Origin of the sequence: Segetibacter koreensis DSM 18137 (assembly GCF_000374045.1) — a bacterium.
Classification (GTDB): domain Bacteria; phylum Bacteroidota; class Bacteroidia; order Chitinophagales; family Chitinophagaceae; genus Segetibacter; species Segetibacter koreensis.
Window position 1 is genome coordinate 304,809 of record NZ_KB893315.1, and the last position, 15,066, is coordinate 319,874.

Annotated in this window: 12 protein-coding genes; 5 read left to right on the plus strand and 7 right to left on the minus strand. The window is 37.3% G+C overall.

Features of this window, described 5'->3' with window-relative positions:
* The first annotated feature begins 21 nt into the window (after nt 1-21).
* On the plus strand, nt 22-2,370 hold the full coding sequence (glf, locus tag B154_RS33285; RefSeq protein ID WP_018612023.1) for a UDP-galactopyranose mutase: 2,349 nt from the start codon (nt 22-24) through the stop codon (nt 2,368-2,370).
* The gene (locus B154_RS0103950; protein ID WP_018612024.1) at nt 2,339-4,525 is read left to right on the plus strand and encodes a family 1 glycosylhydrolase; all 2,187 of its coding nucleotides are present in this window, start codon (nt 2,339-2,341) and stop codon (nt 4,523-4,525) included. The genes glf and B154_RS0103950 overlap by 32 nt, the downstream gene beginning before the upstream one ends.
* Nucleotides 4,526-4,677: 152 nt before the next feature.
* Here the strand turns inward: B154_RS0103950 and B154_RS0103955 are convergent, their stop codons facing one another.
* The 3 genes from B154_RS0103955 to B154_RS0103965 form a co-directional block, all read right to left on the minus strand.
* A complete protein-coding gene (locus B154_RS0103955; RefSeq protein WP_018612025.1) occupies nt 4,678-5,664 on the minus strand; it encodes a GSCFA domain-containing protein in 987 nt (328 codons plus the stop codon).
* A 238-nt stretch (nt 5,665-5,902) separates the two neighbouring features.
* Complete coding sequence (locus B154_RS0103960) at nt 5,903-6,199, minus strand: chaperone modulator CbpM (protein WP_018612026.1); 297 nt, start codon at nt 6,197-6,199, stop codon at nt 5,903-5,905.
* 17 nt (nt 6,200-6,216) lie between these two features.
* Nucleotides 6,217-7,110: a DnaJ C-terminal domain-containing protein gene (locus B154_RS0103965; protein ID WP_018612027.1), complete on the minus strand. Its 894-nt coding sequence runs from the start codon at nt 7,108-7,110 to the stop codon at nt 6,217-6,219.
* A gap of 312 nt (nt 7,111-7,422) precedes the next feature.
* Between B154_RS0103965 and B154_RS27625 the strand changes: the two genes are divergently transcribed.
* Both B154_RS27625 and B154_RS0103975 read left to right on the plus strand, forming a co-directional pair.
* The gene (locus B154_RS27625; protein ID WP_018612028.1) at nt 7,423-8,163 is read left to right on the plus strand and encodes a copper homeostasis protein CutC; all 741 of its coding nucleotides are present in this window, start codon (nt 7,423-7,425) and stop codon (nt 8,161-8,163) included.
* 51 nt (nt 8,164-8,214) lie between these two features.
* The gene (locus B154_RS0103975) at nt 8,215-9,885 is read left to right on the plus strand and encodes an amidase (protein ID WP_018612029.1); all 1,671 of its coding nucleotides are present in this window, start codon (nt 8,215-8,217) and stop codon (nt 9,883-9,885) included.
* A gap of 104 nt (nt 9,886-9,989) precedes the next feature.
* Here the strand turns inward: B154_RS0103975 and murB are convergent, their stop codons facing one another.
* Nucleotides 9,990-11,009, minus strand: a complete 1,020-nt coding sequence (gene murB / locus B154_RS0103980; RefSeq protein ID WP_018612030.1) for a UDP-N-acetylmuramate dehydrogenase — start codon at nt 11,007-11,009, stop codon at nt 9,990-9,992.
* Nucleotides 11,010-11,040: 31 nt separating this feature from the next.
* Between murB and B154_RS0103985 the strand changes: the two genes are divergently transcribed.
* A complete protein-coding gene (locus tag B154_RS0103985) occupies nt 11,041-11,709 on the plus strand; it encodes an NAD(P)H-binding protein (protein ID WP_018612031.1) in 669 nt (222 codons plus the stop codon).
* Between the two features lie 136 nt (nt 11,710-11,845).
* Here B154_RS0103985 and B154_RS0103990 read toward each other — a convergent pair whose 3' ends face one another.
* The 3 genes from B154_RS0103990 to B154_RS0104000 all read right to left on the minus strand — a co-directional run bounded on the left by B154_RS0103990 (nt 11,846) and on the right by B154_RS0104000 (nt 15,015).
* Nucleotides 11,846-13,132: a M20/M25/M40 family metallo-hydrolase gene (locus B154_RS0103990; protein ID WP_018612032.1), complete on the minus strand. Its 1,287-nt coding sequence runs from the start codon at nt 13,130-13,132 to the stop codon at nt 11,846-11,848.
* Between the two features lie 14 nt (nt 13,133-13,146).
* Nucleotides 13,147-13,890: a LytR/AlgR family response regulator transcription factor gene (locus tag B154_RS0103995; RefSeq protein ID WP_018612033.1), complete on the minus strand. Its 744-nt coding sequence runs from the start codon at nt 13,888-13,890 to the stop codon at nt 13,147-13,149.
* Between the two features lie 75 nt (nt 13,891-13,965).
* Nucleotides 13,966-15,015 carry a sensor histidine kinase gene (locus B154_RS0104000; RefSeq protein WP_018612034.1) on the minus strand — a complete coding sequence of 350 codons (1,050 nt, stop codon included), beginning with the start codon at nt 15,013-15,015 and terminating at the stop codon, nt 13,966-13,968.
* Nucleotides 15,016-15,066: the final 51 nt, after the last annotated feature.

Below are 15,066 nucleotides of genomic sequence, written 5' to 3' on the forward strand. Positions count from 1 at the left end.
TTTAAAATTTACTATCACCCAATGGAGGTAATTAACAGCATTTTGAAAAACAACAGCAGCTTCAATAACGATGGTCAATCCCAAACCCCGTCAACGCTTATCTGTTTCTCCCACTTAAGGTGGGATTTTGTTTATCAACGCCCTCAACATCTTATTTCGCGGTTTGCCACAATTTTTACCGTCTTTTTTGTTGAAGAGCCGTTTCATGATGCTCCGGCAGAGCCAACGCTTACCTTCACTGCAAAAAGTGACAATCTTTGGATTGTCAGACCTCATTTACCACCCGGAACGAATGGTGAGGACAGTGACAAAATGCTTAAAATTTTATTAGATAAGTTTTTAAAGAATAAAAATTCGGAAGATATCATTTTCTGGTATTATACACCAATGGCTCTTTCATTCTCAAGCCACTATAAACCGGCCTTAACAATTTACGATTGCATGGATGAGTTGTCTAACTTTAAAAATGCACCTCGCAGATTAAAAGAGTTTGAAGACCTTTTACTAGAAAAAGCAGATGTTGTTTTTACAGGTGGTCAATCTTTATACGAACACAAAAAACATCGCCATCACAATATTTATTCGTTTCCAAGCAGTATAGACAAAAAACATTTTGAACAGGCAAGAACGGTAAAGGAAGAACCGGAAGATCAGAGAAATATACCAGGAGTAAAACTTGGATTTTATGGGGTGATAGATGAAAGATTTGACATAGAGCTTATAAGAAACATGGCTTTACTAAAGCCTGAATGGAACTTCGTATTACTTGGGCCTGTGGTTAAGATAAACCCTAACTCCTTGCCACAACTGCCAAACGTGCATATGTTAGGCGGAAAAAGCTACGATCAGCTTCCTCATTATGTTTCTGGTTGGGACATTGCTTTGATACCTTTTGCAATAAATGAATCTACCAGGTTTATTAGCCCGACAAAAACACCTGAGTATTTGGCATCAGGCGTACCTGTAGTATCTACACCAATACGCGATGTTGTAAAACCATACGGAGAAAAAGGTATTGTAAAGATTGGTGCAAATGCAGAAGAGTTTGTAGCAGCAGCTGAGGAATATTTGAAAATGGATAAAACCGAATGGTTGCCTGAGGTGGATGATTTTCTTGCAGACAAAAGCTGGAGTGCAACTTTTATGGAGATGATGAAGAAAATCAACGCTGCTCTTAATACAAACAGAAAGGCGACACCTGTTTACAAATCATCTAACAAGTACACTTATGATTACCTGATTGTAGGGGCTGGTTTTGCCGGAAGTGTATTAGCTGAAAGACTTGCATCTGTAGGTAATAAAAAGATACTCATTATTGATAAAAGAAATCATATTGGTGGAAATGCCTATGATTATTACAATGACGAAGGCATACTGATTCATAAATATGGCCCGCATATTTTTCATACAAATTCAGCCGATGTTTTCAATTACTTAAGCAAGTTTACAGCATGGCGCAACTATCAACACAAAGTGTTGGCACAGGTAGATGGACAACTTCTTCCAATTCCGATAAACCTTAACACTATCAATAAATATTACGGGTTGAATTTAAATGGATTTGAAGTGGAGGAGTTTTTAGCATCCCGGGCAGAAAAAGTTTATCCTGTTAAAACCTCTGAAGATGTGGTGGTAAGCAAAGTTGGAAGAGAATTGTACGAGAAATTTTTCAGATCATATACCCGCAAGCAATGGGATCTAGATCCTTCTGAACTTGATGCCTCAGTAACTGCGAGAGTACCTACAAGAACAAATAAAGATGACCGCTACTTTACAGACAGTTTCCAGGCAATGCCTTTACATGGATATACAAAGATGTTTGAAAAAATGCTTTCCCATCCGAACATTAAAATAATGTTGAATACTGATTATGAGGAAGTGATGGATGATGTAACATTTAGAAAGCTAATATTTACAGGACCAATCGATGAATTCTTCAATTACAAATATGGCAAGCTGCCTTACAGGTCATTACGATTCAAATTTGAAACATTAGAAACAGCTCAATTTCAAGAGACAGGAACTATAAATTATCCTAACGACTACGGATTTACAAGAATTACAGAATTTAAGCACTTAACAGGACAAAAGCATGATAAAACAACGGTTGTGTATGAGTTTCCCGAAGCAACAGGAGATCCGTATTATCCAGTGCCGCGACCTGAAAACGACCAGTTGTATAAAAAGTACGCTGCTATGGCTAACCAGCTTACCAATACTTACTTTGTAGGACGATTAGCCACATACAGGTATTATAATATGGACCAGGTAGTAGCACAGGCTCTCTCAACTTTTAAGAAAATCATGCAGTCCGACTTGTCAACAAAACTGCATACAGATGAAGAAAGGAAGTACGAAAAACAAAATTGAAGTTTGGGGTGGAATTGAATGTTCCCTAAACAGGGTTGAGGACAGGTATATGGATCAGTTGGATTTATCTGGCCATTATAAAAGAGGTTATGACGATATAAAACGTTTTGCAGATTTAGGAATAAAAGCATTGCGATATCCAATTTTATGGGAAAAACATGCTCCGCAAGAAGATACAATAATAGACTGGAGTTCTAGCAATGAAAGATTAACAGAAATGCACCAAGCCGGCATCACTCCGATCGCCGGCTTGGTGCATCATGGCAGTGGACCTATGTACGCTGACTTTTTTAATGGCAGTTTTGAAGAAGGCCTTGCCACTTATTCAAAAAAAGTAGCCACTAACTTTCCGGAGATTCAATATTATACCCCTGTAAATGAGCCATTAACTACAGCACGGTTTTGTGGTATGTATGGCCACTGGTATCCACATAAAACAACTGATCTGGACTTTCTAACAATTTTGCTTGCGGAATGTAAGGGTACAGTCTTAGCCATGAAAGCTATACGGGAAATAAACCCAAAAGCAAAACTGGTACAAACGGAAGACCTGGGTAAAACACACAGCTCTCCGAAACTCAGGTACCAACGGGAATTTGAGAACAACCGTCGATGGCTGTCTTTCGACCTGCTTTGCGGAATGATTAACGAAGGTCACCCTTTGTGGGAATATCTTTTATGGGTGGGTTTAAAAAAAGAAGACCTGTTATTTTTTATAAACAATCCTTGTCCTCCTGATATTCTTGGAATTAATCATTATGTAACGTCTGAAAGATGGCTGGATGAAAGACTTGAACGCTTTCCTGCACACTGCGTTGGAGGAAACGGAAGGCATGTTTATGCGGATGTTGAAGCAGTCAGGGTCGGTAAAAATCAAGGTCCTCAAGCTCTTTTTAAAGAGGTGTGGGACCGGTATAATATATCAATTGCAATTACAGAAGTTCATTTGCACTGTTCCCGGGAAGAACAGCTAAGATGGTTTTACCAGGTTTGGAATGCAGCTAAAAATTTACAGAAAAAAGGCGCCGATATTAAAGCAGTTACTGCATGGGCACTTTTAGGTTCCTTTGATTGGTGCAGCTTACTTACAAAGCCAGTTGGAAAATATGAACCGGGTTTATTTGATATAAGAAGCGCTGAACCAAGGACTACAGCACTCACTAAACTTGTCACCTCGCTCGCTCTTAACAATGACTATTACCATCCAATCTTACAGGAAGAAGGATGGTGGCACAGGCCTATTGCAGTGTTATACAATATTGCCGGCAAAAACCCACCAGCAGGAAGGAAGGAAAAGAAGAAGGACAAACGCCCTTTAATTATTATCGGTAAAACAGGAACACTTGGAAAGGCGGTTAGCAGGATTTGCAACTACCGCGCAATTCATCACATAGACCTGGGCAGGGATGATGTAAATATTGCAGATATCGACGACATTGAAAGAATGATTAAACAATACAAACCCTGGGCGGTTATAAATACAGCAGGATATGTAAAAGTTGATGACGCTGAAAAAGAAGTTGAAAGTTGTTTTCATATTAACAGTGTTGCTCCCAAACATCTATCAATTGCATGCAAAAAGTACGGTGTACAATTTGTAACCTATTCGTCAGACCTTGTATTTGACGGCAAGAAAAACAATCCTTATCTTGAGAGTGACATTGTATCGCCACTAAATACTTATGGGCAAAGCAAAGCGATAGCAGAAGAAAGCGTTTTATATCATAATTCTGACGCACTCATCATCCGTACAAGCGCTTTTTTTGGCCCCTGGGATGAATACAACTTTGTTCATTTTGCACTTAAATCATTAAAAAACGAAGAAACTTTCTCCGCGGCTAAGGATGTTTTTATTTCACCTACTTATGTTCCGGATCTTGCACATGCTTCACTCGATCTTTTAATAGATGAGGCATCAGGTATTTGTAATGTCTCAAACAAAGGAAGTATTAGCTGGGCTATGTTAGTATCAGAAATTGCAAACAGAAGCGGGTATAATCCAAAATACTTTAGACCCGTGACTTTAGCAGAAATGAACCTTCCAGCATCAAGACCTGCTTATAGTGTTCTTGATACTGAAAAGGGATTTGAACTGCCATCTTTAGACCATGCTTTGGGAATGTTTTTTAGAGAGCAGGAATGTCTTTCTATATAAATAAAAATAATTAAAACAAGGTCCCGATAGTCTTTTTGAAGAAAACCAGGACATTGTTTATTAGGATGAATAGAATAAATTGAAACTCGGCCAATATTTAACTGACATCACTTAAGCGGAACTGGTTTAGCCTGAAATACTGCAACTAAGCGTTATAAATAACTTCCCGTAGAAAAATAGTTTATCTCTTTCGAAAAATCAAGCATAGGCAATCTTTCTTGTAAACGCTTTACGGCATGCAGGGTATTTAGTAGAAATAGTTTATGAGACTCTGTTTCCGGTTGAAAAGGTTTATGTTTATAACCATTATTTATTCTCTTGATTTCTTCCATAATAACCCGCGCCTCTTCACTGATAAAGCTTTGCTCAAATTTATTAAACACAAATTCGGTAGCGGCATAATTAGGATGAACAAGATCAATATCATAAAAGCGGTAATCTCTTAAAACATCAATAACCAATTCATAAGCCGGAAAATAATGAATGTGGTCGTACTTATCTACAAGGCAATGAACAGCTTCTATCAGTCTTGCCTTACTTCTGTTATTTTCAACAACTCCATCTCTGATATGACGCACCGGGCTGATAGTAAAAATAATTTTCAGAGCCGGATTAAAACTTTTTAAATATTGCATGCTTTCTTCCAGGCAAATTACTGTCTCTTCTGTAGCTAATAAATGCTTTGTAAACCATTGTCCCGGCGCTCTATGACAATTAGCTACAGGTCGATTGTTTTCAACCAACCGATATGAAAATGAAGAACCGAGTGTTATTATTAGCCAGTCAGAAGTTTGCAAATGATCATGCGCCTTTATCTGACATTCATTAATCCGTTTTAAGACTTCACCTGCAACCATTCCTGAGAATACCGAATGATGATTCCAGCTTTGCCAAAGCTCATTCAAATAAAAAAGATCAGAATGTTCATACTGTTTTGAATTAATGTAAGAATTAAGACTTTTACTAACACTTACAGGATCAAACAAAATACCATTGGGATTTTGCAAAACATTAAACTTCAGCTCATGCAGACGTCGCCCAATATGATCAGTAAAGCAGGAACCAATGAGAAAAATATTATCTGAATAAGTAATTTTTTTTGAAGGTGATTTAATATCCACATCCAACATCAGTTTCATACACTACTTTTAATATTAAAGATACTTCAGCCATTGCACACTCTTCCCCAAACCCTTCAAAACAATTAGACTATTATGTAAAAAGGCGAAAAATAGAAACTGGTATTTCTTAGTTATTTACTAACAACACCATTTGAAGGAATAAAGTATGGGACAACAGGCAAAAAAATTACCGCAAAAAACATTGCAAAAAGCCAATTTGAATAAATCGCAAAAGTTAATGAAGGGACTATAAAGCTCAGACCTTTTCATACAAGCTCAGCCTGTTTTTTAAACTTGTTATTTCCGACTGTAAATCTTTAATACGTCCTAACAAATGGGTAATGGCATCAATGCCCTCAAGATTAATATCAAGATCATAATGAAGCCTTGCTAATTGTTCTAATTTTTTAAGTTCGGCCTGTGGAATATAATAGGTTTCTTCTACTGAAGTTACCTCTATCAATCCAAATTGTTTGAGAGAGTTTATAAATGACAGACCCACGTTGTAATGGGAACAAAATTCTTCAGCAAGTATTAAATCATTTGTTTGCATAAGTAAAACTTTTACATTTAAGATGCAGCCAATTCCCTGAAAAGTTCTTTTTGCCTCTCGGTCAGATTAGTGGGAATTTTTACAGAATAAGTAATATACAAATCACCAAAATGCCCTTCGCTTTTATACACCGGAAAACCTTTTCCTTTCAATCTTATTTTAGTTCCGTTTTGTGTTTCCGGATTTACTTTCAATTTTATTTTACCCGATAGTGTATCAAGCATAACATCTCCGCCTAAGATGGCTGTATAAAGATCTATTTCTACAGTAGTATATACATCAGTTCCCGCGCGCTTAAACCTGGGATGATCTGCAATTACAAAAGTAATATAAAGGTCGCCATTCGGTCCGCCATTAATGCCTGGTCCGCCATGGCCTTTTAATTTAATAACCTGCCCGTTTTCAACCCCTGCCGGAATGGTGATTCTTATATTCTTTCCATTAACTGTTAGTGTTTGCTTATGCGTCGTGTATGCATCTTCCAGGTTCAAATGCAACTCGGCGTTATAATCCTCGCCCCTAAATTTCGCTTGTCTGCCGCTGCGCCCCCCTCCTCCTGACTGTCCAAACATCGAAGAAAAAAAATCTGAAAAATCGCCTCCATACTCAGATCCTGAAAAACTGTATCCGTCCGCGTCGCTGGTTTGCCGCCTTTGTGACTGGCGGGCTTTTTCAAATTCTTCTGCATGTTTCCAGTCGCTGCCATATTCATCGTATTTCTTACGCTTTTCAGGGTCGCTGAGCACCTCATTGGCTTCGTTTATTTGCTGAAATTTTTTATTAGCTTCCTTATCATTTGGATTTAGATCAGGATGATATTTTCTTGCCAATTTGCGGTAAGCACTTTTAATGTCGCTTTCACTTGCCTTTTTATCTACACCTAGTATTTTATAGTAATCAACAAACTCCATAAATAATTTTCACAGATTGATTAATCCATTTTCAAATCATTATTTTCATACTGGCAAACTTCATTTAATACCAAACCTTGAAATATTCGCACAAATCTGTTCCCCGAATATTAGAGAAGCCGATATCAAAATAAAATTTACCAGTCCTTACAAATATAGTAATAGTATTGGCTGTATTAAAATGTTGAAATACTTTTATTCTTTGTGTTAACTGAGTTTTGCATCTACCTTACAGAATGTCAAAACTTCCTTTCAAAAAATCCACTAGTCCAAAAACCAATTAGAAAAGTAATTGATAAAAAAAACAAAATATTGAATTATATATTAGAAATAGCTGTTAATGATTATCTCTCTGCAGCTTCTGCAATAAAAGGAGGCGCAGACCGCATAGAACTTTGCAGTGCTTTATCTGAAGGTGGCGTTACTACTTCTCATGGCGTGATAAAAAAATGCCAGGAAGATTTTACTATTCCCATTTCCCCAATAATACGCCCGCGTGCCGGTGACTTTTTGTATAGTGAAGAAGAATTTGACATTATACAAAAAGATGTTCTTTTCTGCAGGCAGGCAGGTTGTGCCGGTATAGTTACCGGCTTTTTGCTACCTGATGGAAATATTGATATTGAGCGTACAAGTATTATTACTACAATAGCTTATCCAATGGAGGTTACTTTTCACCGCGCTTTTGACAGGTGTCGCAATCCTTTTTCAGCTATGGAAGATATAATCAGTGCTGGTTGTAATCGCATACTTACTTCCGCTCAAAAAACAAAAGCACCAGAAGGAACAGAACTCATAAAACAATTAATAGAAGCTGCAAAAGGTAGAATTATTATAATGCCTGGAAGTGGGGTAAGAAAAGAAAATATAAGAGATTTGGCAGAGAAAACCGGTGCAACAGAATTTCATTCCTCAGTTAAAAGTTTATCCAAAAGCAAAATGGAATTTATACACCCCACATTTGCTGAAATGGAAGGCGAATATTTGCAAGCTACAGTTGACTCAAATGATGTAAAGGCACTCCGGGAGGCTTTACCTGGCGCAGGGCGGTAGACGCCTTTGTATTTTATAATTATCAGTTTGGCCTTAATTAATTTCACTTTTATGAAATCAAATTTATTTGTTGTAAGAATAAAGATTGCGCTTGCTTTTCTGCTTTTTTTTAACCATCATATTAACGCGCAGGATAGTATTATAACAGCGCAAATTGCAAATACAGAGAAAATGTATGATCTGCATTTTACGCCCGCCAAAAGGGACTCAATGGTTGATCAATTGAAAATATACCTGCAATATTACAGGTATGTTCATTCGTTTAACCTGCCTAACAGTGTGCCCCTGCCTCAATGGTTTGACCCCGTATTACCCGAAATGAATTTCAATACTAAACAAAACAAGATTTATTGGAATATTCCTGAAAATGTTACGATGCCAAAAGATACGAATGAGCTTGCTTTTTATTCTATACTTCAGTTAGCATCCCTTATAAAACACAAAAAGATTACTTCTTCAGAACTGACAAAATTTTTTATTTCCCGGTTAAAGCAATATGGGGATACGCTGCATTGTGTAATAAGCCTGACAGAAGATATTGCACTAAAACAGGCTAAAAAGGCAGATGATGATTTGGCAAGAGGCATATATAAAAGTCCCTTGCAAGGAATTCCTTATGGTTTAAAAGATCTGTTTGCAGTAAAAGAGACTAAAACTACTTTTGGTACAACACCCTATAAAGACCAATTAATAAATGAAGATGCATTTGTATATACACAACTTGAAAAAGCAGGAGCGGTACTGGTTGCCAAATTATCTTTAGGAGAGCTGGCAATGGATGATATCTGGTTTGGAGGCCAAACGAAAAATCCGTGGAACCTTAAACAGGGCTCAAATGGTTCTTCGGCAGGTTCTGCTTCCGCAACGGTTGCAGGGCTTGTTCCGTTTGCAATAGGAACTGAGACTTATGGTTCTATCGTTGCTCCATCGGCTATTTGCGGTGCTACAGGCCTCAGACCTACTTTTGGAAGCATAGCCAGAACGGGTGCAATGACATTAGCATGGACATCGGACAGAATTGGCCCTATATGCAGAAGCGCAGAAGACGCTGCAATTGTGTTTGCTTATAGTCATGGAGCAGACAGTACCGACAGAGCCTCGAGAACAATGCCTTTTAATTACACCGGCACGGCTGACTTTCTTAATATGAAAGTTGCTTACGCAAAAAATTACATTGACACATTACCCGCTAACAGCTCAGAAAAAAATGTGATCGCTACCTTGCAAAATGCAGGAGTAAAAATTACTCCGATTGATTTTCCAGCCAACCTTCATACAAATGATTTACTGGTTACCATATGGGCCGCCGAGTCTGCGGCTGCTTTTGACCCGCTCACCCGTAGCGGAGAAGATGCAAAAATGGCACAACAGTGGAAAAGCCGTTACCCAAATATGTTTAGAAGTGCAAGGTTTATTCCTGCTGTAGAATATTTAAACGTTTGCCGTTTGCGTTACCTGGTCATGCAACAAGCTTTTCCTCTTTTAAGGCAATATGATATTATTATCGTTCCAAGTATGGCTGATGAACCAATGGCTTTAACCTGCCTTACCGGCAATCCGTGTATTACTTTGCCCTCAGGATTTTCGCCAGATGGCTCTCCCACAAGCATTACATTTATAGGTGGAAAATTATTTAGTGAAGCCGCTATAACAGCCTTTGCAAAAAAGTTTCAATTGTTGACGAATTACCATTTGCAACATCCTGAAATGTTTAAAAAATGATAGAAGAAGAATCATATTAAATCACGATGAAAGTACTTCTTCGACTCTTCTTTTTTCCTTCAAAAAAGTTTCATTTCTTTCATTAAAATATTTCGAACAATTCTTCAAATTACATTTACTTCTCGTTCGAGCATTATACCAAACTTATTCTCCACACTATGCATTATTTGAGTTGATAAATCATAAATGTCAATACCATTTGCATTGCCATAATTTACCAGCACCAAAGCCTGCTTTTCATGACATCCCACATCTCCTTTTCTATAGCCCTTCCAACCACACTGTTCTATCAGCCATCCTGCCGCCACTTTTACCGTGTCATGTTTTGCAGAAAAACCAATAATACCCGGAAACTCTGCTTGTAACCTTTCAAATTGATCTTTTGGTATAGTAGGATTTTTAAAAAAGCTTCCAGCATTGCCTGTAATGTTGGGATCTGGAAGTTTGCTTTCACGAATATTTATAACAGCTTTTGATATGGCAGCAATAGACAAATCCTTAACGCCCATTTTATCAAGTTCCTGCTGAATAGCACCGTAACTGGTATTGAACACAGGATGCTTTTTCAATTTAAATGTAACACTGGTAATTACAAACTTTCCTTTATATTTTCTTTTAAATATACTCTCCCGGTAGCCAAAGCGACAATCTTTTGCCGAGAACGTTCGTAACTTATTTTCTTTTATGTTGTATGCTTCCAATTCATAAAATACGTCTTTGATTTCTACTCCGTACGCACCTATATTTTGCATAGGACTTGCTCCTACACTTCCAGGTATTAAACTAAGGTTTTCAACTCCTGCAAAGTAATTTTCGATACAAAATAGCACAAACTTGTGCCAGTTTTCTCCAGCTGCTGCCCGTACGTAAACATGTTTTGAATCCTGGGACAATACTTCGATTCCGTGCATTTCGTTTATTGCTACCAATCCTCTGTAATCATGCGTAAGCAGTATGTTGCTGCCACCACCAAGAACAAGCACCGGAACTTCGTTTTGTAACGAATCAAAATCAAAGACTTCACCGAGTTCTTGTAATGAAGAGAATTTCGTAAAATACCGGGCTGTGGCATTAATATGAAAGGTATTATATGGTTTAAGTGAAATATTTTCCTGAATTTGCATTACGATAATTTTGAACTTAAAAATAAAAGGTATGCAATCATTTACTGCTGTAGTGGTCGGTGCCACCGGTCTAATTGGCGAACAGCTGGTACAACAATTATTGAATGATCCCGCTTTTTCAAAAGTAAGAATACTTGTAAGAAGACAGGTAAAATTATCACATCCGAAGCTGGAAGTCGAAATAGTAAATTTTGATAATCTTACTGAATATCGTCGAAAACTCGGGCAGGGCGATTGCATTTTCTGTTGTATCGGTACGACAGAAAAAAAGGTGAAGGGGGATAAAAAAGCATATCGCAAAATTGATGTCGATATTCCTTTAAACGCGGCAAAAATGGGTAAGGATGCCGGTTTTACAAAATACTTACTTGTTTCTGCAGTTGGTGCAGATGCTCATTCCAAGAATTTTTATTTGCGCTTTAAAGGAGAGCTTGAAAGAGAAATTGCAGATGTAAACTTTCATAGCTTCCACGTTTTTCGTCCAAGTATTTTATTTGGAGAAAGAAAGGAATTTCGCCTGGCCGAATCAATCGGAAAAGGTGTGATGCAAGGTCTTTCAGGGTTATTTGCCGGAAAATTGAAAAAATACAGGGGAATTGATTCTGCAGATGTCGCAAGGGCAATGGTAGCTGCAGCAAAGTCTGATGGAAAAGGAATGTACGTTCACCATTATGATGATATGATGAGAGTTAGTTCATAGGTAAAACTTTTTTTGTACAGTTCTTTCTTTGTGAAACTTTTCTTGCGATCTGTTGCGTAACATAAATAGCAGCTGCTACATTTCTATTTCTCGTTACTCTCCTTGTTTTATTGCTCGGGTCGAAAACAATTTATTATTATCTTGCTAAAAGATCAGGTTTCACTCTTGTTGGTGTATCCTTACCTGTAACAATACTTACTGCACTTATAGCTATAGATTTAATAATTTCAGACATATTTTTTAAATCAAGCGTTTGTACCTCATCGCTTAGCTTATGATAATTGAGTTCGTTATCCATTTTAGAAGTTGATATGGTATGTGCGGGAACTCCCAGGCGTGCAAGTGTAGCGTTATCAGAGCGATAAAACAGATCTTGTTCAGGATAAGGATCGGGATAGAAAGCAAAATTACTTCCCTGCAAATTTTTTTGAAGGATTTCTCCCATATCAGATTTTTCAAATCCTGTGATATATGCTGAGTTGCTGCCCCACTTGCTTTCAGTTCCGATCATTTCAATGTTAAACATTGCTTTCACCTCTAGCGGATCTACCTGCTGCGAAAAATATTGAGAGCCATATCCACCTAATTCTTCGGCTGTAAAAGCTGCAAAAATCAAAGTTCGTTCATTATTCTTTGCTGCTTTATAATACCTTGCTAATGAGATGACAGCGGCAACACCAGAAGCATCATCATTAGCTCCATTATAAACCGAATCGTTATTTGTTGCTTTGTCAATGCCAAGATGATCGTAATGTGCAGAAAAAATTACTAGCTCATTTTTTCTGCTTTTCCCGGGTAAAACGCCAACAACATTTGCTGCCCGCTTTTCTGTAATTTCATTCTCAGATTTAATTACAAAGTCATCCCCGGTAAAATTACCTAATACAAAAACAATACTTTTGTCAGACTTAAATAAAAACTGTTTTCTGGCTGATAAACGACTGAAGGTTTTTGTCATACTGCTATCAATAAAAACGATCAGGTTTTCTTTTAGCTTAATAAAATCGCTGTATTGTTTACTAAGTTCTGCTGCTTGTTTTATATACACCTTTCTAAAACCAGACGTTGGAGTAATTGTAAGATCAGGCATACAAGTTAATGCAATAAGCCTTTTAGGATCAATATACTTACCATTGAAAGATGCAGAAATACTAATGGCTTTTGGACTTAATATGCTAAAGGTTTGTTTATAACTCTTTGTACCTTTTAAACTTTCAAGGCCTATTTCTTTAAATTCATTACTTATAAAATTAGCCGCCTTCTCACTTCCCTGTGTAAAAGCTTTTCTGCCCTCCATACTATCGGCAGATAAAGTTGTTTCTATTCTTTTTACTTCTTTTTGATCAATAATAGCTTTAGAAAACTGAGCAAAGGATATAATTGTTACTGCAGTAAATAACAAACTCAAGAAATATCTCTTCATGCGGGCAAAGATAATTATAAGCTCATCATTTCTTTGAACTTAACAGTTTGCCTGCGGCTGACCTCTATTTTTTCTCCACCTTTTAATTCAAGCAGCAAACCACCATTAAAGTAAGGCTCTATTTTCTCTATCCACCTCATATTAATAATATGCTTACGATTAGCCCTAAAAAATACTTTATCATCCAATCTTTCTTCCAGCGAGTTAAGCGATTTCAGAATTAAGGGTTTGTTTGGACCAAAAAAAACTTTTGCATAGTTACCTACGCTTTCAAACAGGCGTATTTCATTCAGCTTTACAAACCAGCATCTTTCGCCGTCTTTTACAAATACCTGGTCGTCATCGTTTAAAAGGCTACTGCGGGTAACGGTACCATTCAGGCTACCTGAAGAGGGTTCGTGACTTTGGTCTTGCTGCACTTTTTGAATAGCATCTGCAAGCCGACGTGGTTCTATTGGTTTAAGTAAATAATCCAGTGCGTTTACTTCAAAGGCTTTTAAGGCAAATTCGTCATACGCAGTGGTAAATATGACTTTTGGAGCTCGATCAAGCTCTTCAAGCAGATCAAAGCCGGTTTTTCCCGGCATCTGAATATCAAGAAAAATAAGGTCAGGATTGTGTTTTTCGATTTTTTCAATCCCTTCCTGCACATTTGCAGCTTCATCAATCACTTCTATCTCATTAAACTCCTGCAATAATTTTTTAAGTTCATTTCGGGCTAATCTTTCGTCGTCTATGATAATAGTTCTGACAGACATGTTATCAGGATTTATATGTTTATTTGGCGTAAGGTTAGTAAAACATGTTTTGTACTATACAAGGTTCCTTGAAATTTAAATGCTGGCTGCAGGCATAGTTATAGTTGCCTGAACCATATCCTCGCTGGTATTTTTAATCTCAAAATGAGCTTTTTCACCATACAACAACATCAAACGGCTCTGTGTGCTATAAAGGCCAAAACCTTCCGGATTAAAATCTCCGTTGATATGGCCGGTATTCTTAACTATCAACTCGTGGTGTTGGTCTTTGAAGTCGGAAATAATTTTTATAACACCACCTTCCATTTTCTTACTTATACCATGTTTTATTGCATTTTCTACAAGAGTCTGTAACATCATTGGGGGTACCGGCTGATTTAGCGTGTTTTCAGCAATGCTAAATTCAATATTAAGCCTGTCTTCAAAACGAATGTGCTCTAAAGCGAGATAATCACGAACAATATTAAGTTCTTTTGATAATGGAGTAGTTTCGACCTTTTCCGCCTGCATGCTGCTTCTTAAAAGATTGCTTAGCTCAGTAATAGCCTTGCGGGCTCTTTCAGGATTTTCATCTACCAGCGCGCGGATACTGTTGAGCGCGTTAAAAATAAAATGGGGGTTTATATGAGCTTTAATAGTTTTTAGTTCGAGTTCCTTCACCAGGCTTTGCAATTTCACCTTATCAATTTGCTCCTGCTGGCTCTTCATGATGTAGTGATAGGTAAAATAAATCAGGTTCCAGATAATGAGAAAAAGAAAACTACCAAAAGATGCTCGTAATGTTTTATTAATTAAACTATATTGGCGAAAAGCATCGCTTGTAAAATTGAGGGCATCTTCGAGGTAAATGCTGGCAAAAGCAAACAAAAATGAAGCACCGACGGTAATCAAAAACATACTGGTAATCTGGTTATCCAACCTTTTCTTCAAAATGCCTGCACGATTAATGAAGGCCCGCATGAGATGTGTGATGATTATGCCAATGATTGCATCAAGAAAAAGAACTTTAAAAAAATCAGGTTGTTCTTTGGTACGAAGGGTAATGTAGAAAAAAGTGTAAACAATAATATAAGTACTCCACCCGCCAATCTGACAAAGCCAGTATTTAGATATAGTTTTATTCATACAATAAAAGTAGATAAATATAAGTTTATATACAACGGCATTTGATTAGTG

Coding starts and splice junctions, on each gene's coding strand:
- glf (WP_018612023.1), top strand. CDS start 22: ATGGAGGTAATTAACAGCATTTTGAAAAACAACAGCAGCTTCAATAAC.
- B154_RS0103950 (WP_018612024.1), top strand. CDS start 2,339: ATGAAGAAAGGAAGTACGAAAAACAAAATTGAAGTTTGGGGTGGAATT.
- B154_RS0103955 (WP_018612025.1), bottom strand. CDS start 5,664: ATGAAACTGATGTTGGATGTGGATATTAAATCACCTTCAAAAAAAATT.
- B154_RS0103960 (WP_018612026.1), bottom strand. CDS start 6,199: ATGCAAACAAATGATTTAATACTTGCTGAAGAATTTTGTTCCCATTAC.
- B154_RS0103965 (WP_018612027.1), bottom strand. CDS start 7,110: ATGGAGTTTGTTGATTACTATAAAATACTAGGTGTAGATAAAAAGGCA.
- B154_RS0103975 (WP_018612029.1), top strand. CDS start 8,215: ATGAAATCAAATTTATTTGTTGTAAGAATAAAGATTGCGCTTGCTTTT.
- murB (WP_018612030.1), bottom strand. CDS start 11,009: ATGCAAATTCAGGAAAATATTTCACTTAAACCATATAATACCTTTCAT.
- B154_RS0103985 (WP_018612031.1), top strand. CDS start 11,041: ATGCAATCATTTACTGCTGTAGTGGTCGGTGCCACCGGTCTAATTGGC.
- B154_RS0103990 (WP_018612032.1), bottom strand. CDS start 13,132: ATGAAGAGATATTTCTTGAGTTTGTTATTTACTGCAGTAACAATTATA.
- B154_RS0103995 (WP_018612033.1), bottom strand. CDS start 13,890: ATGTCTGTCAGAACTATTATCATAGACGACGAAAGATTAGCCCGAAAT.
- B154_RS0104000 (WP_018612034.1), bottom strand. CDS start 15,015: ATGAATAAAACTATATCTAAATACTGGCTTTGTCAGATTGGCGGGTGG.